The organism is Tengunoibacter tsumagoiensis (assembly GCF_003967535.1).
GTDB classification, from domain to species: domain Bacteria; phylum Chloroflexota; class Ktedonobacteria; order Ktedonobacterales; family Ktedonobacteraceae; genus Tengunoibacter; species Tengunoibacter tsumagoiensis.
The window spans coordinates 5,211,351-5,234,123 of sequence record NZ_BIFR01000001.1; the positions used below are offsets into that span (position 1 = coordinate 5,211,351).

Annotated in this window: 15 protein-coding genes, 6 tRNA genes, 3 rRNA genes and 1 other annotated feature; of the genes, 16 read left to right on the forward strand and 8 right to left on the reverse strand. The window is 47.8% G+C overall.

Annotated elements, in window-relative coordinates; genetic code table 11:
* Positions 1-132: 132 nt before the first annotated feature.
* The gene (gene pheT, locus EL628_RS20680) at positions 133-2,637 is read right to left on the reverse strand and encodes a phenylalanine--tRNA ligase subunit beta (protein ID WP_126581753.1); all 2,505 of its coding nucleotides are present in this window, start codon (positions 2,635-2,637) and stop codon (positions 133-135) included.
* Between the two features lie 39 nt (positions 2,638-2,676).
* The gene (pheS, locus tag EL628_RS20685) at positions 2,677-3,723 is read right to left on the reverse strand and encodes a phenylalanine--tRNA ligase subunit alpha (protein ID WP_126581754.1); all 1,047 of its coding nucleotides are present in this window, start codon (positions 3,721-3,723) and stop codon (positions 2,677-2,679) included.
* Between the two features lie 38 nt (positions 3,724-3,761).
* Positions 3,762-4,088 (reverse strand) — a binding site (T-box leader).
* A 377-nt stretch (positions 4,089-4,465) separates the two neighbouring features.
* Between pheS and EL628_RS20690 the strand changes: the two genes are divergently transcribed.
* The 5 genes from EL628_RS20690 to EL628_RS20710 all read left to right on the forward strand — a co-directional run bounded on the left by EL628_RS20690 (position 4,466) and on the right by EL628_RS20710 (position 8,746).
* A complete protein-coding gene (locus EL628_RS20690; RefSeq protein ID WP_161975633.1) occupies positions 4,466-4,915 on the forward strand; it encodes a DUF4383 domain-containing protein in 450 nt (149 codons plus the stop codon).
* 221 nt (positions 4,916-5,136) lie between these two features.
* Entirely contained in the window at positions 5,137-7,095 is a 1,959-nt protein-coding gene (locus tag EL628_RS20695) for an AAA family ATPase (protein WP_126581756.1), read from the forward strand.
* Positions 7,092-7,724: an HNH endonuclease family protein gene (locus EL628_RS20700; RefSeq protein WP_126581757.1), complete on the forward strand. Its 633-nt coding sequence runs from the start codon at positions 7,092-7,094 to the stop codon at positions 7,722-7,724. Before EL628_RS20695 ends, EL628_RS20700 begins: the two co-directional genes overlap by 4 nt.
* A 53-nt stretch (positions 7,725-7,777) precedes the next feature.
* A tRNA-Pro gene (locus EL628_RS20705) sits at positions 7,778-7,851 on the forward strand.
* A 313-nt stretch (positions 7,852-8,164) separates the two neighbouring features.
* Positions 8,165-8,746 carry a dihydrofolate reductase family protein gene (locus tag EL628_RS20710; RefSeq protein ID WP_126581758.1) on the forward strand — a complete coding sequence of 194 codons (582 nt, stop codon included), beginning with the start codon at positions 8,165-8,167 and terminating at the stop codon, positions 8,744-8,746.
* A 329-nt stretch (positions 8,747-9,075) separates the two neighbouring features.
* On the opposite strand, the gene EL628_RS20715 is transcribed toward EL628_RS20710, so the two are convergent.
* Positions 9,076-10,140 carry a hypothetical protein gene (locus EL628_RS20715; protein WP_126581759.1) on the reverse strand — a complete coding sequence of 355 codons (1,065 nt, stop codon included), beginning with the start codon at positions 10,138-10,140 and terminating at the stop codon, positions 9,076-9,078.
* Positions 10,141-10,569: 429 nt separating this feature from the next.
* On the opposite strand from EL628_RS20715, the gene EL628_RS20720 reads away from it, so the two are divergent.
* On the forward strand, positions 10,570-13,209 hold the full coding sequence (locus tag EL628_RS20720) for a tetratricopeptide repeat protein (protein ID WP_126581760.1): 2,640 nt from the start codon (positions 10,570-10,572) through the stop codon (positions 13,207-13,209).
* Positions 13,210-13,412: 203 nt separating this feature from the next.
* On the opposite strand, the gene EL628_RS20725 is transcribed toward EL628_RS20720, so the two are convergent.
* The 4 genes from EL628_RS20725 to EL628_RS20740 form a co-directional block, all read right to left on the reverse strand.
* Entirely contained in the window at positions 13,413-14,522 is a 1,110-nt protein-coding gene (locus EL628_RS20725) for a class I SAM-dependent methyltransferase (protein WP_126581761.1), read from the reverse strand.
* An 88-nt stretch (positions 14,523-14,610) separates the two neighbouring features.
* Positions 14,611-15,480 (reverse strand): UbiA family prenyltransferase, encoded by an 870-nt coding sequence (locus EL628_RS20730; RefSeq protein ID WP_126581762.1) that lies wholly within the window; start codon positions 15,478-15,480, stop codon positions 14,611-14,613.
* A 114-nt stretch (positions 15,481-15,594) separates the two neighbouring features.
* On the reverse strand, positions 15,595-16,161 hold the full coding sequence (locus EL628_RS20735) for an anti-sigma factor family protein (protein WP_126581763.1): 567 nt from the start codon (positions 16,159-16,161) through the stop codon (positions 15,595-15,597).
* A 3-nt stretch (positions 16,162-16,164) separates the two neighbouring features.
* Positions 16,165-16,782, reverse strand: a complete 618-nt coding sequence (locus EL628_RS20740; RefSeq protein ID WP_161975634.1) for an RNA polymerase sigma factor — start codon at positions 16,780-16,782, stop codon at positions 16,165-16,167.
* 129 nt (positions 16,783-16,911) lie between these two features.
* Between EL628_RS20740 and EL628_RS20745 the strand changes: the two genes are divergently transcribed.
* The 10 genes from EL628_RS20745 (at position 16,912) to EL628_RS20790 (ending at position 21,768) form a co-directional block, all read left to right on the forward strand.
* Positions 16,912-17,346, forward strand: a complete 435-nt coding sequence (locus EL628_RS20745; RefSeq protein WP_126581765.1) for a DUF6249 domain-containing protein — start codon at positions 16,912-16,914, stop codon at positions 17,344-17,346.
* A gap of 307 nt (positions 17,347-17,653) precedes the next feature.
* A 16S ribosomal RNA gene (locus EL628_RS20750) occupies positions 17,654-19,132 on the forward strand.
* A gap of 187 nt (positions 19,133-19,319) precedes the next feature.
* Positions 19,320-19,393, forward strand: a tRNA-Ile gene (locus EL628_RS20755).
* Between the two features lie 90 nt (positions 19,394-19,483).
* Positions 19,484-19,556, forward strand: a tRNA-Ala gene (locus tag EL628_RS20760).
* A gap of 81 nt (positions 19,557-19,637) precedes the next feature.
* Positions 19,638-19,754, forward strand: a 5S ribosomal RNA gene (gene rrf, locus EL628_RS20765).
* Between the two features lie 34 nt (positions 19,755-19,788).
* Positions 19,789-19,862: transfer RNA gene (locus EL628_RS20770), tRNA-Ile, on the forward strand.
* Positions 19,863-19,916: 54 nt separating this feature from the next.
* Positions 19,917-19,989, forward strand: a tRNA-Ala gene (locus EL628_RS20775).
* Positions 19,990-20,029: 40 nt separating this feature from the next.
* A 5S ribosomal RNA gene (gene rrf / locus EL628_RS20780) occupies positions 20,030-20,146 on the forward strand.
* A gap of 28 nt (positions 20,147-20,174) precedes the next feature.
* Positions 20,175-20,248, forward strand: a tRNA-Ile gene (locus EL628_RS20785).
* A 443-nt stretch (positions 20,249-20,691) separates the two neighbouring features.
* Positions 20,692-21,768 (forward strand): glycoside hydrolase family 3 protein, encoded by a 1,077-nt coding sequence (locus EL628_RS20790; protein ID WP_245994190.1) that lies wholly within the window; start codon positions 20,692-20,694, stop codon positions 21,766-21,768.
* A gap of 75 nt (positions 21,769-21,843) precedes the next feature.
* Here EL628_RS20790 and EL628_RS20795 read toward each other — a convergent pair whose 3' ends face one another.
* Positions 21,844-22,518 carry a hypothetical protein gene (locus EL628_RS20795; protein ID WP_126581767.1) on the reverse strand — a complete coding sequence of 225 codons (675 nt, stop codon included), beginning with the start codon at positions 22,516-22,518 and terminating at the stop codon, positions 21,844-21,846.
* Between the last annotated feature and the right edge of the window lie 255 nt (positions 22,519-22,773).

Here is a 22,773-nt window from a genome sequence, read left to right on the forward strand (position 1 = left end):
TTGAAGAAAGAAGAGCCTCACTGATAAAACGTTGGATACAGAAATTGGTCACAGTTCCGTGACCAATTTCTTCTGGACTAAAAAGAGAGGGCGTCTCAGTTCACACCCTCTCTTCGATCTCGCTCCTACTACTTACCTTAGTACTGCTCCAAATTCTTCGTTCAATGCTCGGATGATCTGCTCCTGTACTGTGTTTGCTTCAGTATCTTTTAAAGTTCGATCAGCGGCTTGATAGGTTAATGAGTAGGTAAGATTCTTTTTCCCCGCTGGAATTGGCTCTCCTGTGTAGACATCGAAGAGCATAACTGTTTGAAGAAGCTCGCCTCCGTTCTGACGAATGGCTGCTTGAATAGCTTCTGCTGGAACAGACTGCTCAACGACGAGTGCCAGATCTCTTGTTAATCCCTGCTGACGAGAAATGGGGGTGTATAGTATATGCTCAGGCACTGCTGCATACAGCCGCTCCAGGTCCAGCTCTGCCAGATAGGTCCGCTCTACGAGATCGTAGCGCTGCTGTACAAGAGGATGGACCTCACCTAAAACACCAATAGAGTGATACTCACTCTTGCCCGACGCGCCTATAAACGCCACTTCAACTTCAGCGCAACGACCTGGATGGAAGGTTGGATGCTCACTGGCCCTGAAACGATAGCTCCCAATATGCAAGCTGGCCAGCAACGACTCAACGGCCCCTTTCAGGTCATAGAAATCAGCAGACCGTGACAGTTCTCCGGACCAGGAGATCTCAGCTGGCCCACTGAGCGCCATTCCAATCGAACGCCGCTCATCAGGTAGCTGAGCAGGATCTGCTGCTGGCAGATAACGACGGCCAATCTCAAAGAAACGCAATCCTGCTTTGTTACGCTTGCTGTTCTGCTGTAAGGTTTCTAATAGATTGCTAAGCAGGGTCAGGCGTAAAACCTCCATCTCACTGCTCAAAGAATTGGCCAGCACGACGGCTGGAAGAGAGCGAGCATCAAAGGGTTCGGTACGTTGAACAGGTACAATGCTCTCGGTCTCAGCGTAAGAGCGCAAGAGCGCCTGTGCTGTTTCGGCACCAGGGTACGCCAGGATAGCAGCCATACGTGCTCTGCTCGTCAGGGCATACGTTATGATCTCATTCAGACCCGCCCCCATGAGTGTGGTACGCACGAATTGTTCACGTTCGAACCAGGGATCTAGCTTCAGCTTTGGGAGTGGACCACTGGGGATCGAGCTCGGAATGCGATCATAGCCAAGGATACGGATCACCTCTTCAACCAGATCAGCCCCCTCTTGAATATCTGCGCGATAGGTTGGCACGCTCACCTGCAAAGACGGTCCAGCGGTTGTTACTTCAAAGCCTAATGAGCTTAACGCTGTCACAATCTCTTGCTCAGAAACTTTCATTGATGTGAGCCATTCAACTTCAGCAGCCGAGAAAGGGATGATCTGAGTCTGGACAGGCTGTGGATAGTGATCAACTCGACCTGGATGCACCGTTCCCCCGGCCAGCTCGACCATCAACTGTGCAGCACGATCAGCCCCGCTCACGACCAGTTCTGGATCAAGCCCTTTTTCGTAGCGGCTTGAGGCATCCGTACGTAATCCCAGTATCGTGGAGGTTCGTCGCACATTCCCACCTTTGAAGTTTGCTGCCTCCAGCAAAACCGTGGTGGTCTTCTCACTGACCTCACTTTTCGCTCCACCCATAACACCCGCAATGGCGGTTGGTCCTGTGGGATCTGCAATCAAAAGCATGTCAGGAGTCAATTTCCGCTTCACATCATCCAGTGTTGTCAGGATCTCACCTTCATGAGCGCGGCGAACGATAATATGATGCTCTGGGACCAGATTATAATCAAAGCCATGCAGAGGCTGCCCCTGCTCAAGCATGACATAATTGGTGATATCCACAATGATATTAATTGGACGCATACCAGCAGCCAACAAGCGACGCCCCATCCAGCCTGGCGAAGACCCCAATTTTACATTGCTAATCACGCGGGCCGTATAGCGAGGACAAAGCTCAGTATCTTCTACGCTTACCTGCACCAGCTGGTTGGTAGGAGCTCCCTGCTCCTGGAACACGGGCTTTGGCAGGCGCAGAGGTTGACCAGTCAGAGCCGAGACTTCACGCGCAATGCCAATAATCGATGAGAGATCGCCACGATGAGCTTTAATTGCGAAATCAAGCACAACCTCACCTAGCAGATCAACCACTTTCAGGCCCAGTTCTGTGTCAGGATCGAGAATATAGATCCCTGAATGATCATTGCCCATACCAAGCTCACGAGGGGAACAGAGCATCCCTTGCGAGACATAGCCCATTTTTTTGGTCTCGGTAATCTGGAAATCGCCAAACTGCGCACCCGGTAAGGCCAGGGGCACTTTATCACCCAACTGAATATTGGGAGCACCACAGATGACGTTGAGAACCTCGCTCCCTGTATTTACCTTTGTATAATTTAGATGATCAGAGCTCTCCACCTTCTCCAGATGGATAATCTGAGCACTGATGATCTTATCGCCCCACTCTTTACCAATATATTCGACCGCTTCAACCTCTAGACCGGCCATCGTTAACGTCTGCGCCAGCTCTTCTGGCGACATTGTAATGTCAACATAATCCTTTAGCCAACTTAATGGAACTCGCATTAATGCATTCTCCTTCTACTGTTCGCTCTACCGCCGAGCCTAGAATTGGCGCAAGAAGCGCAGATCATTGCCAGAGAAGAGCCGAATCTCTCCCAGGCCATACTTCAACATGGCAATGCGCTCAACGCCCATACCAAAAGCAAAGCCGCGATATTTTGTGGGGTCATAGCCCACTTCGCGCAATAGCTTCGGATGAACCATGCCAGCTCCCAGAACTTCCAGCCAGCCACTGTATTTGCAGACACGACACCCCTCGCCGTGGCAGGAAGAACAGGTTACATCGACCTCAGCGCTTGGCTCAGTGAAAGGAAAGTAGCTCCCACGGAAACGGATCTTTGTATCAATTCCGAAGAGCTCCTGTGCAAAACGCTCCAGGCAGCCTTTCAGGTCGGCCATCGTACAGTATTCATCAACGAGCAGGCCCTCAATCTGATGAAACATCGCTTCATGGGTCGCGTCAACAGCCTCATTGCGATAAACCTTACCGGGGACAACCACGCGAACAGGCGGCTCAGTCTCTTTCATGGTCCGTACCTGCATCGGCGAGGTATGGGTACGCAACAGGATCTGGCCCGGATTCACCCAGAAGGTATCCTGCATATCGCGGGCTGGATGATCGGCTGGAACGTTAAGTGCCTGGAAGTTATAGTAGTCTGTCTCAACCTCTCGCCCCTGCACAACGCTGAACCCCATGCGCTCAAAGATCTGCGTCACCTCGCGAATGGTACGCGAGATAGGGTGCATATGCCCCACAGGCAAGGCTCGCCCAGGCAACGTGACATCGATGCGCTCTTGCTCTAAAGCTGCAATCATCTCCTGCTGCTTGAGATTCTCCCGTTTGGCTGAAAGTTGACGCTCCAATTCAGATTTCACAGCATTGATTCTTTGTCCAACGACAGGCCGCTCTTCTTTAGAGAGTTTAGGCATGATAGCCGAAAGATTTTTCAGCTCACCTTTATTGCGGCCCAGATAGCGAATATCCCATTCATCCAGATCGCTCAGGAGCGTAATGGGCCCCAATTCAGCGATAGCCCGCTCGCGCAGTTCGTCGAGCTGGCCCAACAATTGCTCTAATTGTCCGATCATTTCATCCCTCCGAAAACAACAAAAAACCGACACTCGTCAACAGGGACGAAGTTGTCGGCATAGCAAGCTCCGTGGTACCACCCGTATTGAATATCAACTTTTGCTCGGCCACGTGTTGAGCGAGAAAGCAATATTCCACTCGGTCTGTCTTTTAACGGGGACCACCGGGGCTGTCTACTTTATCAAAAGCTTAATTATGCAGTATCCCACTGAACCATTGAATACCATCATAACTATGCGTCACATCTTCAACAGCCAGCTCTGAGGTGAACTTCGACGTACCATGACGTAAAAGGGCTTCCAGTCGATGGCCCTCTCTCTCTGCACGTTCTCGATACGTGTACTCTCCTCATCAACGCTTTTCCACACATCATAACTTATCTTGAAGCAGTGTAACAGATTCCAGTCGAAAAGTCCAGAAATTTTTTACGGTCTGAAGCTTCTAAGGCTCATAAAAAGCGTGCATTCCGGGCCTGTTACGGCCCTATGTTAATAAGATACTTTTTTCTTAACCATTTCTCAGCAAGTGAAATAAAGCCTGAGAAAGATTAAAAAAGCCATATGGATGAGTTTATAGTGTCACTACTTTGCATGATAGGCCGTGTCTATCTCAGAGATACAATTAATCTGGAATTACAAGTAAATCTTTTAGTGGTAATGGTAGTAGCGGTAAAGCCAAATTTAACCATCATCACGTTGTAGTATGCATTTACCGCTCATACAGGTTACGGAGGGATACCAAATGAAAAGCTGGTCAATTAATCGCATCTGGGCTCTTGTTTTAGGCATTGTCTTCACTATTCTTGGTGTTGTGGGCTTTCTTACACCCCCAGAGAACAGCACTGGTGTACAGGCCATTCTGGGGCTCTTTGATGGCGATACATTTCATAACATTTTCTTTTTGATCACAGGTCTGATTGGACTGGGTGTGGCCTTCTGGGGTGAGTACTTCCGTCGCTACAATCAGGTGGTCGGCATCGTCTACACGCTGATCGGTCTGCTGGCCCTGATTCCAAGCCTCTACTATCCATCTGGCTCCTATGGGACCGATAATGGACTCTTCTTGAACCTGACCCATATGAATGCTGGCGATATCATCCTGAACCTGGTAGCAGGCGTCATCTCATTGGTCATCGGTTTCGCCCTGGCTGGTGAGGCTGCTCATCCCCATCGCGCTCGTGTTGCTCGCTAAAACGAGAAACTGACTGGATTTTAACAAAAAGAAGGGCTTCACGAATCAATGGTGAAGCCCTTCTTTTTGTCTTCATTACGCCCCCTCACCTTATCTTTAACAAAGCTCCCCGATACATATTTCCTATAAGCTGGTTCTTGTTACTAAAAAGCTTTTACAGGATAATCCGCATGTTACAATAGCAATAAGACAGGAAAAGATTTTATGAAGGAGAAAACTACGTGTTTTTTAGTACCCAACAGATCAATCAATCCCTCAAAAAGCTATCAGAGTTGAATCCCTTTTTTGGCACTGTCTTTCTAGCTCTCAGCGAATTTGATCTCCCTGAAAATCAAGTTACTATCCTCAATTTTATCTCGATAGTCGATGTCTTTTTGCAGAAATATTATAAGCCCGATCCCAGTTATGGCGGATTCTATACACCCTTCAAAACATCAAATACCAGGAAACGATGGAATACCTATCAATATGCAAACTCACTACACCGAGTTACTGTAGATACATTCTCTGATACTATTATCCATCCTAAAGGGACCCGCGAATGGGGATGGAAAAAAGACTATGTCAATATCCTTCTGGATGAGCATCTTAAAATCAGCCGCATTCCTGCATTTGATCTAGCAGTCTGGCTTTTTCGAACCAGAGAATGGAAAGAAAATGTTCAGCCACAAGAGATTATCAATACACTTCTGATGGAATTCCATATCACCGAAAATGCAAAAAGGGTATTTGATACTACCTCTGCTCCCTTTCATACGAAGTCTTTTCAGAAACAACCAGTTGATCTGGCTCAACTTTTAGACATTATAGGGCTCCCTCCCGAAAAGAAAGCCACATCCAGAACCAGAGAAGCATATACTTCTTCATTATTTCATCCTCTGCACATTGTTGAGGAGAGCGGAGCGAAACTTCAAAAATTAAAGTTGGTAGAGGTTGGACCTGCTCATGAATTAGAGATCGATCTTGCAGATAGACTGAATCTTATAACTGGAGATAACGCACTGGGGAAAACTTTTATTTTGGAATGTGCGTGGTGGTCTTTAACTGGAACCTGGGCCTCACCTTATCCCGCTCTTCCCCACCCACGTGCTGATTACCCTCACATTGCATTCCAGATAGCCAGACATGCCCAAGATGATCACATGCAGGTAGCTACCTATAATTGGAGAGCTCAATTATGGAATGAGCCTAAAAAACGTAACGTGCTTCCAGGGCTCACCATGTTTTCACAGGCCGATGGTTCCTTCGCTGTCTGGGACCCGGCAAAACTGGATGACACTAATTATAAAAATAATGCTGAAGAGGCTTTTATCCGTATCAATACGAAAGCCGTCTGGCATGGTCTACGAGAAAATATCAACAACAAAGAGATTGTGAGATGTAGAGGGCTTATAGATGATTGGCTCACCTGGCAAGCGGCTATTGATCAGACACGCTTCCAGGCTTTTCAGGAAGCTCTTAAAGCACTTTCGCCTCATCCCCAATCACCTCTTGTGCCAGGAGAGCCTATGCGGATACCAGACGAAGAAAGAGACGTGCGGGATATCCCAACACTCATTTTTCCTTATGGGGCAGTTCCCATTACCCTCTGTTCTGCTGGCATTAAGCGGATTGTTGCGCTGGCTTATCTCCTTATCTGGGCCTGGCATGAACATGTTGTCAGTTCCGATCTTATTCGTGAGAGCCCCCAACGCAGTATCGTTCTACTCATTGATGAAATGGAGGCTCATCTTCATCCATTCTGGCAGCGCGTCATTGTTCCTGCCATCACAAATGTCATTCAATCTCTATCCTCTCAGGTTGATATTCAAGTGATCATTGCTACCCATTCACCTCTCGTCCTGGCTTCGGTCGAGCCATTATTTGACGAAGAACAAGACAAACTTTTTCATTTACGCCTGGATCTAGATGATGGCTCAGTTCAACTCAATGAAGAAATATTCGTCAAACGTGGTCGTGTTGATCAATGGCTGATGTCTGATATCTTTGGCCTCTCCCAACCACGTTCACTTGCTGCCGAACAGACAATTGAGAAAGCACTGGCAGTCCAACTGGATGCCCATGCCTCTACAGAACAGGTCGCAGAGATTTCGCAGAGGTTGCAACAGGTTCTCGCTCCTGATGATGATTTCTGGCCTCTCTGGCTCTATTTTGCCCAGCAAAAGGAGGTAGAGCTATGAGGCCGATTAAACCACAGCCTGAACCTGCATCTTTTTATGAACAGGTTCAAAAAAAAGGTGAAGAGTTCCTGGTCCAACATCCCAATCTAAAAGGTTCAAAGTTAAAACCATACTGGAGAGCTTGTATACCAGAACTACGAGAAGCGTATTCGCATATTTGTGCTTATACTTGCCATTGGATCTGTCCTGATACCGGAGCCGCTACTGTCGATCACTTTAAACCAAAAGAACTCTATCCACAAGATGCTTATAGATGGTCAAATTATCGCCTGGTCTGTAGTCTTCTCAATTCACGCAAAGGTGTGAATGAAGAGATCCTTGATCCCTTTACTATTCAGGATGGGTGGTTCACACTTCATTTTCCTTCGTTACAATTAAAACCCGGTGAAGTGCTTACTCAAGAAGAAGCCTATAAAGTTGAACGAACGATTCGAATACTCAAACTTAATGATATGACTTGCATCAATGGAAGGAAAAGCTGGTTGATTCCTTATTTAAAAGGAGCACCTCTTTCTTTTATGGAAGAAAAGGCTCCCTTTTTAGCTGAGGAATTGAAGCGACAAAAACTGCTTGATCTCGGTCATCCAATCTGGCAAACGTTTCATAAAATTTCTTCTCCGGGGGCTTGACGAGGTATTTCTTTTCTGGTATACTCCGTTGTGTTCCCGAGAGACCGGAGCAACGGGGTGTAGCGCAGCCCGGTAGCGCACTACAATGGGGTTGTAGTGGTCGGAGGTTCAAATCCTCTCACCCCGACTAAACAATAAGGCTGGAAGCTTCTTACAAAAGAACTTCCAGCCTTGTTTTCTTGTTTTATACGCTTTTCAGATTCCCCTTTAGCTTCCTACAATGTAGCAACAATCTAGCAAAATGGCATGGTAAAAACTACCTTCCATAACCGCTTTGCGAGAGCACAAAGAGAATAGTGTAAGAGTACCCGCCAGTCCGTTCAGGCACTCTTGCACTGCCCCTCGGTGACAGAAGGGATGACCTGTAGCTTGATGGGTTTATTTATTACTACGATAGCTCTAGCATTAAAAGCTTGTTATTGATCGCAATGGAGGTAGGCATGCGTAAAATTGTTGTATCAGAGTTTGTGTCGTTGGATAATGTGATACAAGCACCAGGGGGCACAGAAGAAGATACAGAGGGTGGCTTTACCCATGGTGGATGGACATGGCCGTTCTGGCACGATGAGATTGGGGCGAACTTCTTTCAGGAGATGACCAGGACTGACGCACTGCTTCTGGGACGCAAAACGTGGGAGATCCACGGCGGAGCCTTTGACCCAATGGCTGCCGGTGACCCATTCGGCGACCTCATGAACACCATGCCCAAGTACGTCGTTTCTACAACATTGACAACAACTTCGAGCTGGCGCAACTCTACTTTGATTAGCAGCAACGTCGTTGAAGAAGTACGCGCGTTAAAAGCACAGCCAGGTAAAAATATTGCTATTGATGGCAGTAGCGTGCTGATCCATACGCTGGCCGAGCATGATCTGATCGACGAATACCACTTGCATGTTTACCCACTTGTACTTGGTAGTGGCAAGAAGCTTTTTCCTGAAGGGCTGCGCGTTAATCTGCGCCTGGTCGAAGCCAGGCCACTTCCATCAGGCGTTGTGTTTATGCACTATGAGCGCGCATAATTCAGCAAAAAAACAGCTTAAAGATATAAATAAACCAGATACTTCATCGACTTTTCTATGTGAACTACCTCCCTCTAATTTCTCTATATGAAGTCAGAGGCGGGTAGCTCTTGCTATCTACTGTAGCAATCATGGTTTTACTGCACTGATCATACTTACCCCTGGCGTCAGCAACCGATGCTTCTGTATATGCTTCATTCCTAACCTCTACATTGCTGACAATACTCATCACAGGGTAGAAATGGCTTAACCATCTCTACCCTGTACATACTCGTAAGAAATTGCGGGCTCCTATCAGATCCAGAACTTCTCAGTGAAAAGGCTATCCATTAAATCTGACCATAGCGCTGGAAGGTCACCTGATCAAAGGCGGCCCACTGTCCAGCCCCGGCATCGGAGTAAAGATTGAGCGAGACCGTAGTATTGGTCACCTTAATATTATCGATCGTAATATAGTTCCAACCGCTCACTGCCTGACCGCCCAGATCAGTGGTAATCCGCCGCCCCTGGTTCGAGTTATCAAACTGATCAACATAGAGTTGCAAATGATTCTGTCCACCGCTGGAGCGCACCCACACCTTAGCAAAATAAGTGCCCGGAGGAACATCGTTGATGATCTGATAGGTATCCTGGATATACTTAGAACCCAGCCAGTGAGTCAATTTTTTGCCACCATCGAAGGGCCAATCACTATCCACTTTTTGTGCCGAGGCCTGGCCACCAGGATGGTAATCACCCCAACTATAGAGATCACCTTCAAAACTAGCATTGGAGACCAGATTGCCCGCATATGCGAGATATCTCTCTCCATCTAACTGTCCATTGCTGAAAGTCACAGGGGTGGCTCCAGAAGCGTTATAATAACTATCTACCCCAGTCCAGCCATTCTGACCATTATCGGCAGCCCCAGGATCATAGTACCAATCAGTCTGATGCATACTGCCCCATGTTTGATGCATCTTAGGACGAAACATCATCTGAGCAGTTCTTCCAGGCGTCCCAAAGATCGTATAGATTGTTGTATCAGTAGCAGAGTGGTTCCATTGAAAACCAACACTGGCAGTAATATCCTGTTGACCACCAAGCGTTAAATCAGCCGACCAGGTTTCTGATTGAGACTCCGCGTGGGAACTTTGGATAGATCCAGAGGAGCTCACCACTAGACTTCCACTAATAGCTTGTTCATCTGCATACCAATAGCTATCACCCTGCTGTGTGTAATCATACGAAGAATAGGAGTAATACCCTGAGACAGACGAAGAGCGAATGCCAGATGTGCCTACAGTTTGCACTTTTAGTGCAGTTGTAGTTCTAGCGGGGGCAGCCTGGACTCCAGGACTGATAGCCAGCAGCGCAATAAGCACCATAAAAATAGCGACGAAAATCTTTTTCAATTCAAATCCTTCCATGGCAGATACGGCAGCACGTGTTTGCTAAAAATACTTTGAAAAACGCACATCTCTATAAAATGCAAAATATTTCTTGTCCAGGGCTTCCATACATTGATTGTCATCTCTCTATCGAAAAATTTTGCACGATATATTCAAAATTACTGTCTTTATCTTGAACACTTATTTCATAGCTATACGTATAGCTGTGAAAAGAGAGCCCGTCTCTCAGCTTCAAAATGGATTGTAGAAACCCTTCTTATCCTATATTTTATACAAGGTACTGATATGGTACAATGACAGCGAGGTGACGAATACATGACAACTTTCGTCTCTCCCCCTGCATTCACTATCTTCAGCTTTTAGCCGTCTCGTATAAATAATTATGCAAATAGTGCATATGCTATGGGGAAAATACTATATTAGAAGAGGAAAATGAAAGCACATCCCTTAAAAGTTGCACGAGAACAGCGAGGATGGTCTCAGGCAAAGATCGCAGAAGCCCTGGGAGTAACCACTAGAACTGTTATTCGCTGGGAACAGGGACAGGCGATTCCCTTCCCCTACTATCGCGAGCAAATCTGTCTGCTCTTTGGGAAAAGTGTGCAGGAGTTGGGTTTAGTAGTAAGCATCAAAGATACATTCGAGGAGGAAGGGCCCCACACGTATCAATCTCAGGTAGCGCAGCCAGAAACAGAGGCCACCCTGACGGACCCAACCATTCCGACATATTCTCACGTCAATGGACTCATTGGCAGAGAAAACACCTTACAGTCAATCAAACAGGTGCTGCTTCATACAGAAAAATATGCTCAAACGGCACTTTATGGCTTACCCGGTATTGGCAAAACGGCCATAGCTGTTGCGCTAACCACAGATCGCGAGGTGCAAAATCATTTTCGGGACGGCATTCTGTGGGCGGGACTGGGCCCAAACCCCAATAGGCTGGGGCTACTGACTCACTGGGGAGCACTGCTGGGTATTTCACCGAAGGATGTAGAAAACGTCACAAGTAGTAAAGCCTGGAGCAGAACACTGCATGCAATCATTGGACAACGTCGTATGCTGCTCATCATTGATGATGCCTGGAGTATAGAAGATGCTATGGCTCTACAGGTTGGTGGATCCCGTTGTGCACACCTGCTCACAACGCGTCAACCCCACATTGGTTTTGCCTTTACACCTGATAGCGCTCAAGCTATTTCAGAACTTCAAGAAGCTGATGGGGTTGCGTTACTGGCCCGTTTCGTCCCGCAACTCGTTCAAAGTGAGCCAGAACAAGCACAGACCCTCGAACGCCTGGTCGGTGGATTGCCATTGGCATTAACGTTAATGGGAAAATACCTTGCTGCACAGGCCTTTACCCAACAACCCAGACGCTTACAAACTGCGCTCAACCAATTGCATTCTACAGAGAAACGTATTCATATCAGCATGCCAATAATGCCGGACAAATCCAGCACTGATTTACCTGATGGTATCCCTTTCTCGTTGTACACTACTATCCAGGTCAGTGATCAACACCTTCCGCTGCAAGCACATGCTGCCTTATGTGCACTTGCGACCTTCCCACCAAAACCCAACAGTTTTTCAGAAGAGGCCGCGCTCTTGGTCAGCCAGCAAACAGTGGAGATACTAGATATACTCTGGGATGCTGGATTACTTGAGAGTTACGGGGCTGGCCGCTATACATTACACCAGACCATTGCGGATTATGCTGCTACCCTTGGAGGGCTTACGGAAGCGAGGCAAAGATTGGTCTCTACTATGGTGGAATACATTCAGACCAGGCAACACGACTACGAAGCCCTCGGATCTGAAGTAACCAACATTTTAGCGGCGCTAGACTGTGCTGTTACGTTCGAAATGCATACTTTTTTGATTCAGGGGATCATTGCGTTTGCCGATTTCATGCATCTACGAGGGCTCTATAAACAGGCCTACTATTACCTCAAAAAAGCCTTACATGTTCCTCAGGGCGAGATACATCCAGCCGACCGACTACTAGTCCTACAACGCCTGGCACATTTTGCAATGATGTGCGGAATCTATGAGGAGGCACAAAACGACGGTTTACAAGGCTTGGCTCTGGCTCTCACGCCTAAAGAAACCAGGATAGAGTGTGATCGCCTCTCCTCTCTAGGGCAAGCAGCTTATAAACGAGGAGACTGTCTAGAAGCAACGACTCATATAGAACATGCATTACGCCTTGCCCGCCAGCTCGACGATAGTGAACGCATCTGTACCTTGCTTAGCCTGCGAGGTAGAACGTTGCAGCTACAAGGTAATTCTAGGCAGACTATGTTCTATTTTCAAGAAGGCTTCAGCCTGACTCAGCAAAAGGGTCATCAACAGGCAACAATCCATCTGCTAACCAGCCTGGGAACAGCTACAGGGGAGCTCGGGAATTACGATCAATCTGATCAGTACTGTCTCACAGATCTGGTCCTAGCCCGCCGGCTAAACAATCAAGATGTTCAAATCAGGTTACTCAATTCTCGCGGCAGCACAGACTGGAATCAAGGGGAATTCAGTCAGGCTGCTGCTTATTATCACGAGGGACTTGCTCTAGCCCGACAGATAGGACACCAGGAGCATACAACCCGCGTCCTTTCAAACCTGGGAGCAACTTCATGGGAACAGGGCAAACATGTCCAGGCCGAACAATACTTACGCGAAAGCGTCGATATCGCCCGCCAACTCGACCATTGCGAAAATTTACTTTTTGCACTTACTAATCTTGGTAGCCTGCTCGGACGACAAGAACAGTACGCGTCGGCCAATATCTGCTTCCAGGAAAGCCTTGAGCTGGCTCAACAGCTAGGTTCCTCCTGGCATATCAGTGGCATTCTTAATGACTGGGGAGAAATACACCTGAGACACCGTCAATTAGATGCTGCTGCTGCCGTTTTTCACGAGGTAATCAAACAGCACAATACTACAGACCAGAATAGTGAGGTGATAGCTAAGGCGCTCTACGGTCTAGCGCGTATCGCACTGCTACAAAGCAATCATACAGAAACTTTATCATTAAGTCAGAAGAGTATAGAGCGGCTTGAGGCTATGGGGCATTAGAAAGCTCACAATATTAAAAAATGGCAGAGATCTATCCTTTAGGAAAAACCGCCAAAGCATTCTTGCTTGTGTATTCTTCAATCAAATACACAAGCAAGAATGCTGATGCTTCATTAAGCCCAGGCTCATGACAATACTGGCCAATTAAGAAGCCCTACTTCTGCTTGACTGCAAATCCCACAAAAACATATAACCATAAGCAGTCACTCTTTTGATCCTGTATTCCCAGGTTCAAGCCGCGACCACGAGTTGCTGTATCTTTTCACTGCACTGATCATACTTACCCCCGGCGTCAGCAGCCAATGCTTCTGTATCTGCTCCATCCCCAATCCCTCCAACCAGTCTTTGATAGTTGCAAAGGAATAACAGGTCCCCCCCACAGTCAGCATGGTGAGCTCCATAAACTGCACCATCAATGCACCCGAGCGCGTCCAGGGTTTTTGATCTACAATCTGATCCACAAAGATAAGTTGACCACCAGGTTTAAGACATGCGATAACTTTGCGCAGAACAGCTTGATTCAGTCCAGGCTGCAATAAATGTGCTATATGAAAATAAAAGGCCAGATCAAAACGGCTATCCAGAACTTGCGTGAAATCTTCACGCACAATATCACTCTCCACAAAACTCATACGTTCTTCAAGATGCTGCTGCTTTGCCGTTCTTCGGCCCGCTTCCAATCCAGGCTCAAGATCAAGAATCGTAGCTCGCACATGAGGATGACGTTGACAGAGCAGAGCACTAAAGGCAGCGTGTGACCCTCCAACATCCAATAGAGCGTCAGCCTGTGCAGAGACCCGAATGCGCTGAATAATCTCTCCCCCCAGAGCCATGGCTAAGGAAGCCAGACCAGCATAATGTCTGGCCAATAACAGTTTCATCTCTGGCTGACTTGCATCCTCTTCATAGGGCATACTCATTACTTGCTTGCCAGAGCGCACAACCGCAGGCAACTGCTCCCAGATAGTAACAACATCAGGGCTATGCAGCAGATAAGGGGTAAGATTAAATGGAGAACTGCTGACCAGCCAGCGTCTGGTCAGACGAGTATTCGCATAGCGTCCCCGTTGATAGCGTAGATAGCCCGTGGTAACCAGGATCTGCATCAACAATTGCAGCCCATGAGGCGCACATTCAAGGCGTTCAGCTAAGATGTGGAGATACTCTTCTTTCTCACCCAAAGCATCAAACAGGCCAAGCTCACAGGCTGTGACTATCACCTTCGCCAGACCAGGGGCAAGAGGAGTATCTAGCAAAGGCAACGGCAAGAGATGGCCCAATAGAGACTCAACAACTGTTAGACGGATTGGCACTCTCTTCCCTCATCTTTCCGAAACTACAACATATCCATCTCTTATCCACTACAACCCACATTATCTCTCCAAAGCGATAGGCCCTCTATCAGGATAAAATGCCAATGAGCCAACCACCAACCAATAAGAAACAACCACTTACGATCAGATAAAAATAGAGCTTGCGTCGTTTCTCATCGAGCCAGTAGCGCCAGGAGACGAGCAGTCCAACTCCCAACAATCCAATCTCCAGTAGAGTCAATTGAGTAATCAGCCCTCTTGTTGCAACAACTTGCCACATGGTGAGGATCGCAATAATAGCAGTGGCGCAGAGGAGGCAGGTAGGAGTCAGCAGCAACGTTCTATCAGGACCTAGAACGACGGCCAGAGTCCGTGTATGATGGGAGGCATCATCCTCTATATCAGGCAGAGAGTTACTTAAATTCAGTGCAATGCCCACCAGAGCGGCCACGGGAACGAGCCAGAAGACAAAGGGGTGCCAGACATCCATCCCAACAAAGGCGTAGAGCGGAATCAACGGAATGGCCACAGCAAAGACAATACCGCTCCATAAAGTTGCCTTCAGCCCAATATTATAACTCAGCCCCAACGTCAAATAGCAAAGAGAGATCAGCAGAGCCAGCCGGTTCAGAGGAAGCAAGAGCAGAATCATCAAACCACAGAAAAAAAGTCCCCCCAGAAAAGCTTCTGAGGGCCGAATCCAGCCACGCACAATCGGTTTATCTGATCGGCTCTGAGCATCAAGGTGACGATCGCAATAATCATTAAATATCGCAATAGCTATTTGCATCGCCACATGTGCAGAGATAACCAGGGCGAGAGTTCCCCATCTGAACACAGGCCAACCAGCCATGAAAGCAAAAAGAGACACAGCCACAGCATGAAAAAAGACAGGGAGAGGATGACAAAGTAGAAAAAAACCGTAGAGAACTTCCACAGGCGTACGTTTTTTCACCATTCTTAACTCCACACCACAAAATTCCCATCATTTCTTTTAGTATAGTACGCCTGTGAAACGTGAGGATCAGCCTCTTATCGCTGAGAGAGAAACACGACAAACTATAAAAACAAGCTACCAGACAGTAATACGATCCATAACAGACTTATACCAGATCATCCGCATCTCCGCACCAGCTAAAACCAGAGTAATCCAGACCCCAAAAGCAGTGCCAAAGAACCAGAATATCGTCATAAGCGTATTACTATTGGCGCTCAACACCAGATTCCATACATTCAACCATAGCTGAGAAAGAAGAGCATTTCCATAAAACAACGGTATAGCAGCACGCAGATCTGGCTCATTCACCACTATCACCGCCATCACCACCGTTGCCAACAACACAACAGTGAAGAGCTCCTGTAAAGATGGGCGAAACAGATCATACGAACGTTTTTGCACCAACTGGGCCTGCTGCTGAACGTCAAGTGCAACGCGTTGCATGACATTGGCAGTCAGATTGTCAGGTTCAACGATTGGCATCAGATCCCGTAAAGCCGCATCAACCTCTTCAAACAGATACAACTCGTTCCGACAAGCTGAACAATCTGAGAGGTGAAACTCAAGGCTCCGTAGCTGCTCCAGCGTTAACTGCTTATCGAGATACAGTTGTAACTGCTGAGTTGCCCGCGAACATTGCATACACTAACCTCTCGTTCTCCACTCTTGCTCAAAAGACTCTATACGCTCTTTTAATAAATTACGCGCTCGAAATAAATGTGTCTTAATTGTTCCCACTGGCATAGTGAGAATCTCAGCCATCTCCTCGTAGGTCATCTCCTGTAAATGACGCAATACTAAAACAATGCGGTATTTTGCAGGGAGCGTTGAGAGATGTTCCCGTACAGCAGCTGCACGCTCATGCTCTCTGATCGTCGCACTCACGCTCTCTTCATGATGAAGCTGTTCAGCCTGCATCGCTGTCTGCAAAGCACCATCTCGTTTCCGTTGCTCTAACTGTCGCAAGGCACAATTATAAGCGATGCGATACAACCAGGTCGAGAAGCGAGCATCACCACGAAAAGAGCCAAGGCCTTGCCAGGCAGCAAGGAAAGCTTCCTGGGTCACTTCGTTCGCCTCTTCATACTGTTGCAGCATGCGAAAAACGAGATTAAAAACACGCCGTTGGTGTCGTTGTACCAGAAGCGCAAATGCATCCTGGTCGCCCGCTTGACTGGAAACAACGAGTGCGGCATCATCTAATTCAGATGCGGAGCCCGCAGACTGCGAGATCGGCATTCCAATACTATGTGGTTGTTGCAAGAGATACTCACTCATCATATATAGTTAGAGATTAGATGGCAGCAAAATGTTTCAGCAATATTGACGAAACATCTTTCTACACGTATCGTATCTTACCATAGAGTTCACTATCAACAAGGGGAGTTGAGCATGTCCTATACCATCTTTACTATTGTCATTGGCTGGCTCATTGCGCTGGCTTTCTTTTTCGGCTTCATTGTTCTCTTACGTTATATTAATCATCGCGAACGGATGGCTATGATTCAGCAAGGATTACATCCTGATATTGTACAGAAACGACGGCGCAGTCGAGGAATGTTACGAGCAGGATTAATCACTATGATGGTTGGTCTCACCCTGACCATCGGACTCTATCCGATCGGCTTCTTTTTACCAGAAACCATCAAGACTCCCCTCCACCTCGGCCCCTGGCTCCTGCCAGGCTTTATCCCTTTTGGAGTAGGAGCAGCTATGGTTATCAGCTATTATCTGGAACAGAGTACTCACGTTCCCACAGGAGAAGATAAAGAGAAAGTTATCCCCATCGAGGAGTATACCGATCACGAACGACGTCAAGAAAGATAAACAAGCCCCCAAAGGGCGAGGAAGGCCCGATTTTCATGGCTCTCCCCCTGTTTTTGAGCAGATTTGCAAATTCATCAGAAAACCTCTTGACAGGAGAACGGAGCAATGATATTATCTCTCTTGCGCCAGACAGAATAAACGAAAGGCGCGAGAGATGCGTAAGCCTTTGAAAAGCGCTTATACTGCACTTGAACAACTGAAGAGTGGTAAGGAAAACAACAAGAACTTTAAGCCAGTCATAACTTTGAGAAGCTTGCACCAATCAAACATCGTAATTCTCTTGTAAAGAGATTTACATATACATTATTGGATGGCGAGTTTGATCCTGGCTCAGGATAAACGCTGGCGGCGTGCCTAACACATGCAAGTCGAACGCACTCAGCAATGAGTGAGTGGCGGACGGGTGAGTAACGCGTGGATTATCTGCCCCAAAGTGAGGAATACCGGCGAGAAATCGCCGACAATACCGCATATGCTCGCAAGAGGAAAGCTCGCAAGGGCGCTTTGGGATGGGTCTGCGTCTGATTAGCTAGTTGGTGAGGTCAAGGCTTACCAAGGCGACGATCAGTAGCTGGTCTGAGAGGACGATCAGCCACACTGGGATTGAGAACGGCCCAGACTCCTACGGGGGGCAGCAGTGAGGAATTTTCGTCAATGGGGGCAACCCTGAACGAGCAACGCCGCGTGCAGGATGACGGTTTTCGGATCGTAAACTGCTTTTCTTGGGGACGAGAACGGACGGTACCCAAGGAAGAAGCCCCGGCTAACTACGTGCCAGCAGCCGCGGTAATACGTAGGGGGCAAGCGTTGTCCGGATTTATTGGGCGTAAAGCGCACGCAGGCGGTCAGGTAAGTTTGTACTGACAATCTCCGGCTCAACTGGAGAGGGTGTATGAAGACTGCCCGACTTGAGGGCTTCAGAGGGACACGGAATTCCGGGTGGAGTGGTGAAATGCGTAGATATCCGGAGGAACACCAATGGCGAAGGCAGTGTCCTGGGAAGCACCTGACGCTCAGGTGCGAAAGCCAGGGGAGCGAACGGGATTAGATACCCCGGTAGTCCTGGCCGTAAACGATGACCACTAGGCGTTGGGGGGTTCGACCCCTTCAGTGCCGGAGCTAACGTTTGAAGTGGTCCGCCTGGGGAGTACGGTCGCAAGATTAAAACTCAAAGGAATTGACGGGGACCCGCACAAGCAGCGGAGCGTGTGGTTTAATTCGATGCAACGCGAAGAACCTTACCAGGACTTGACATGGAATTGCACCAGCGGTAACGCGCTGTCCCTTCGGGGCGGTTCCACAGGTGCTGCATGGCTGTCGTCAGCTCGTGTCGTGAGATGTTGGGTTAAGTCCCGCAACGAGCGCAACCCCTGTCGTTAGTTGAATGGTCTAACGAAACTGCCGCGATTAACGTGGAGGAAGGCGGGGATGACGTCAAGTCAGCACGGCCCTTACGTCCTGGGCGACACACACGCTACAATGGTCGAGACAAAGAGTTGCGAACCCGCGAGGGGGAGCCAATCTCGTCAAACTCGGCCTCAGTTCAGATTGGAGGCTGCAACCCGCCTCCATGAAGTGGGAGTTGCTAGTAACCGTAGGTCAGCACACTACGGTGAATACGTTCCCGGGTCTTGTACACACCGCCCGTCACACCACGAAAGTCGGCAACACCTGAAGCCGCTGGGCTAACCCTTCGGGGGGGCAAGCGTCGAGGGTGGGGTCGGTGATTGGGGTGAAGTCGTAACAAGGTAGCCGTACCGGAAGGTGCGGCTGGATCACCTCCTTTCTAGGGAGCTTCGATGGACCTTTCTCAGCAATGAGCAAGCACCTCCATCCACTCCTAGGTCGAAACTTCACTTTCTAAGTGAAGGTATTCGCAAGCTTTCAGTTCAACTGGCGTTCGAACTTGTGAGCCTTACCACTCTTTAGTTGTTCGAGAGCACCCATTGGTTTATGACTCTTTCTTTCCAGACGGGCTTTTAGCTCAGGTGGTTAGAGCGCAGTCCTGATAAGACTGAGGTCCCTGGTTCGAGTCCAGGAAGGCCCACTTTATTGATACTACTTGACAGACGTGGTATACTCTGCAAGAGAGATACGCGAGGCCAATAAAAAAATTGGTGAAGCAGTATTAATATCTGGGGACGTAGCTTAGTTGGTAGAGCGCCGCCTTTGCACGGCGGAGGTCAGGGGTTCGAATCCCCTCGTCTCCACTCTTACGATCTTCTCGAAGGTTGTAATCGATATCTCAAAAAGATATCACAGGATACTTACCCGTTTCTCCATGCGGGTGGTATGGTGACTGTAGCGGAAGGGGTACACCCGTTCCCATCCCGAACACGGAAGTTAAGCCTTCCAGCTCCGATGATACTCTGTGGGCAACTGCATGGGAAAATAGGACGTCGCCATCCCACCCGCCTGGTAGAGGCGGCAGGTTTCTTCAATGGGCTTTTAGCTCAGGTGGTTAGAGCGCAGTCCTGATAAGACTGAGGTCCCTGGTTCGAGTCCAGGAAGGCCCACTTCACTCGTCTGATTGATAGAGTGATCTTTTCCTCTCAAATGAGGTTTTTTCTGGGGATATAGCTTAGCTGGTAGAGCGCCTCCATGGCATGGAGGAGGTCAGGAGTTCGAATCTCCTTATCTCCATTTCACACTCCGGTGTGTTACTGCTTGTACACGCAGGTGGTATGGTGACTGTAGCGGAAGGGGTACACCCGTTCCCATCCCGAACACGGAAGTTAAGCCTTCCAGCTCCGATGATACTCTGTGGGCAACTGCATGGGAAAATAGGACGTCGCCATCCCACCCGCTTGCACAAGCAGTTTTTATACGGGCTTTTAGCTCAGGTGGTTAGAGCGCAGTCCTGATAAGACTGAGGTCCCTGGTTCGAGTCCAGGAAGGCCCATCTCCTCCCTTTTTTAACTCTCTTCCAACATTTCTCTCCCACTCTTACTCATTCTTGTCAAACAAAAACAGGAAATAGGTCCTACTCCTATCCCATCCTATTAGACACATCCATTTCTATACACGATACTATCTACGAAGAGATTTAAGTTGTACTGCTTTCTCGCCTTCTCTAGGCTTTTATACTAAAGACGGTACTGTTCTTTAGCTACGATATGAGGCACATGCTTTATGCAAAAACACTCCAAAACACATCCTTATTCACTCTATACTTCACAAAAGGTTCTCTTTACCTGCCTGCTTGCACTACTTTTAACAGGGTGCAGCACATCTTCACTGAGTTTTTCACATGACTCCTCCTCAGACACTCAACTTGCCTCGCAAAAAGCTCCCGACGGCGTCAGTGAGGCCGGGCACCGCTTGCATATTGAGAAGGCTACTCAGATGCTAAAGACAATGTCTCTCGATGAAAAATTGGGGCAGCTACTCATTGTTGAATATACAGGAACGCTCTACGATAATACCGCCTTACCAGATATGATTTCGCAACAATATGTCGGTGGACTGCTCTATCAACCAGTTAATCATAATTTTGATGAACCGAATAATACAGCAAGCGCCATTAGTATGCTCTCACAAAAGGCTCAAAAAGATGCCAAAATTCCTTTGATTATTTCCATTGATCAGGAAGGCGGCGGTGATCTTGCGAATAAGGGTGGTGTCAATAAACTGGAAACGATCTTTGGCGCAACCCAGAATGCGACGGATATGGGATTAACTGGTGACCCACAGGTCGCTGCGAAAGCTGGCTCACAATCAGCGGATTGGATGAAGCAACTGGGCATCAACACTGATCTTGCTCCAGTGGTCGATGTGCAGACGATTAATCCTCCTCCCGACTGGCTGGCTACACGTATGTTTGGAACCGATCCTGACACGGTCATTAAGTTCGCTGGCCCATTCATTGATGGCTTACAACAAAATGGCATCATTGGCTGCCTGAAACATTTTCCTGGCCTGGGTGCGGCTGTCGGTAATCCCCATAAGGTTCTACCCAAAGTAGATCGCACAAAAGATGATCTTGAGAAAATTGATCTTGCTCCCTACAAGGCTCTCCTTCAGCAGACAAATCCGGCGATGATTATGACTACTGATGTGAATATGCCTGCTCTCGACGCAGGTGTACCGGCTGAACTCTCACCCAAAGTGGTTGATGGTCTATTGCGCAAAGAACTTGGCTACTCAGGTGTGATTATTACTGATGGCCTGTATATGGAGGGGCTCTATGATAATGGCTATGGACCCCACTCACCTTCGGTCGCAGAGCTCAGCCAGATCGCAGTTAAAGCCGTGATGGCTGGCAACGATCTTCTGGAAGGCCCCTATACCGTAGATCAAGTACAGGGCATCATCAATGCTCTAGAAAAAGCTATCTCAACGGGCAAGTTGACTGAAGATCGCATCAATCAATCAGTCATGCGTATTCTGACGTTGAAGATGGATTACGGTATCATCAAATAATTCATCTACATAGTTAAACAAAAAAGAGCACCGTTCATGGTGCTCTTTTTGTTCTTCCTGCTGGTTCTTCCTGGTCTAGTAGTCGGGATGATCTGGTGGAAGGGTATACTTCTTCAGAACGGCTGCAATCAGGAAGGGATCGCCAAAAGATCCATCGGTGACTACGGTGACTTCTTTATCTGTACGCGTATCCATAAACGCCAGAGACGTAGGTGTGCGCATCCGTTTCTTACGCCATTCTATCCCAGATTTTGAGAAGCCGCGTCCAACAAAAAAACCTAACATGCTTTCAGCTATATTCGGTAATTGTTTGGTTGCATCATCCTCAACGCCTACGCTACGATCAATCGGCGCTCGACCACGAGCTGTAACATAGCGCACATCAGCCAGTGGCACATGAATAATCTTCATTCCCTCTTGCTTCACAAAATCTTGCTCGGTAATGACGATAAGATGCGTGTTTGCCTGCCATAAACGCCGAAGATCGCTAATCATAAGATACAGGCTACCAGCTCCGACAAATGCAAAAATAAGCAAAATGAGGGTGGTAAAGATTCCTGAGATAAGTCCATTCTGATAGTTCGATGGAATAACAATTGGTACAGCCAGCACAAATAAGCCTGCACCTAGCAGAAATCCTAAGGCCCAGCCTATCGTTCCCCAGATTACTTTGCTCTGTAAGAGCGGAAAGATAACCCAATTCTCAAGCGGCTCTCGTTTCGCCTGCGCAAGAATCTCTTCAGCATTCATGAAATAATGCTCCTTACAAAAGATACCGGTCAATAATAGTATAGTTGAAACTCTCTAGACGCTAAGCACAGCTGCTGTAAGGCTTCTCGCTCATTGATCCAGATCATTATATCAAAATTGCAAACTAAACGATAGTTTGCCAGATGACTCACCCAGGGCTCTATAAGCGAGGACCAACCTGGAATTGGAATATCCTGGACTTTTTGCAGAATAGATACCAGGGAACTCCCATTTTTGGGTTATAATAGAAGGGAG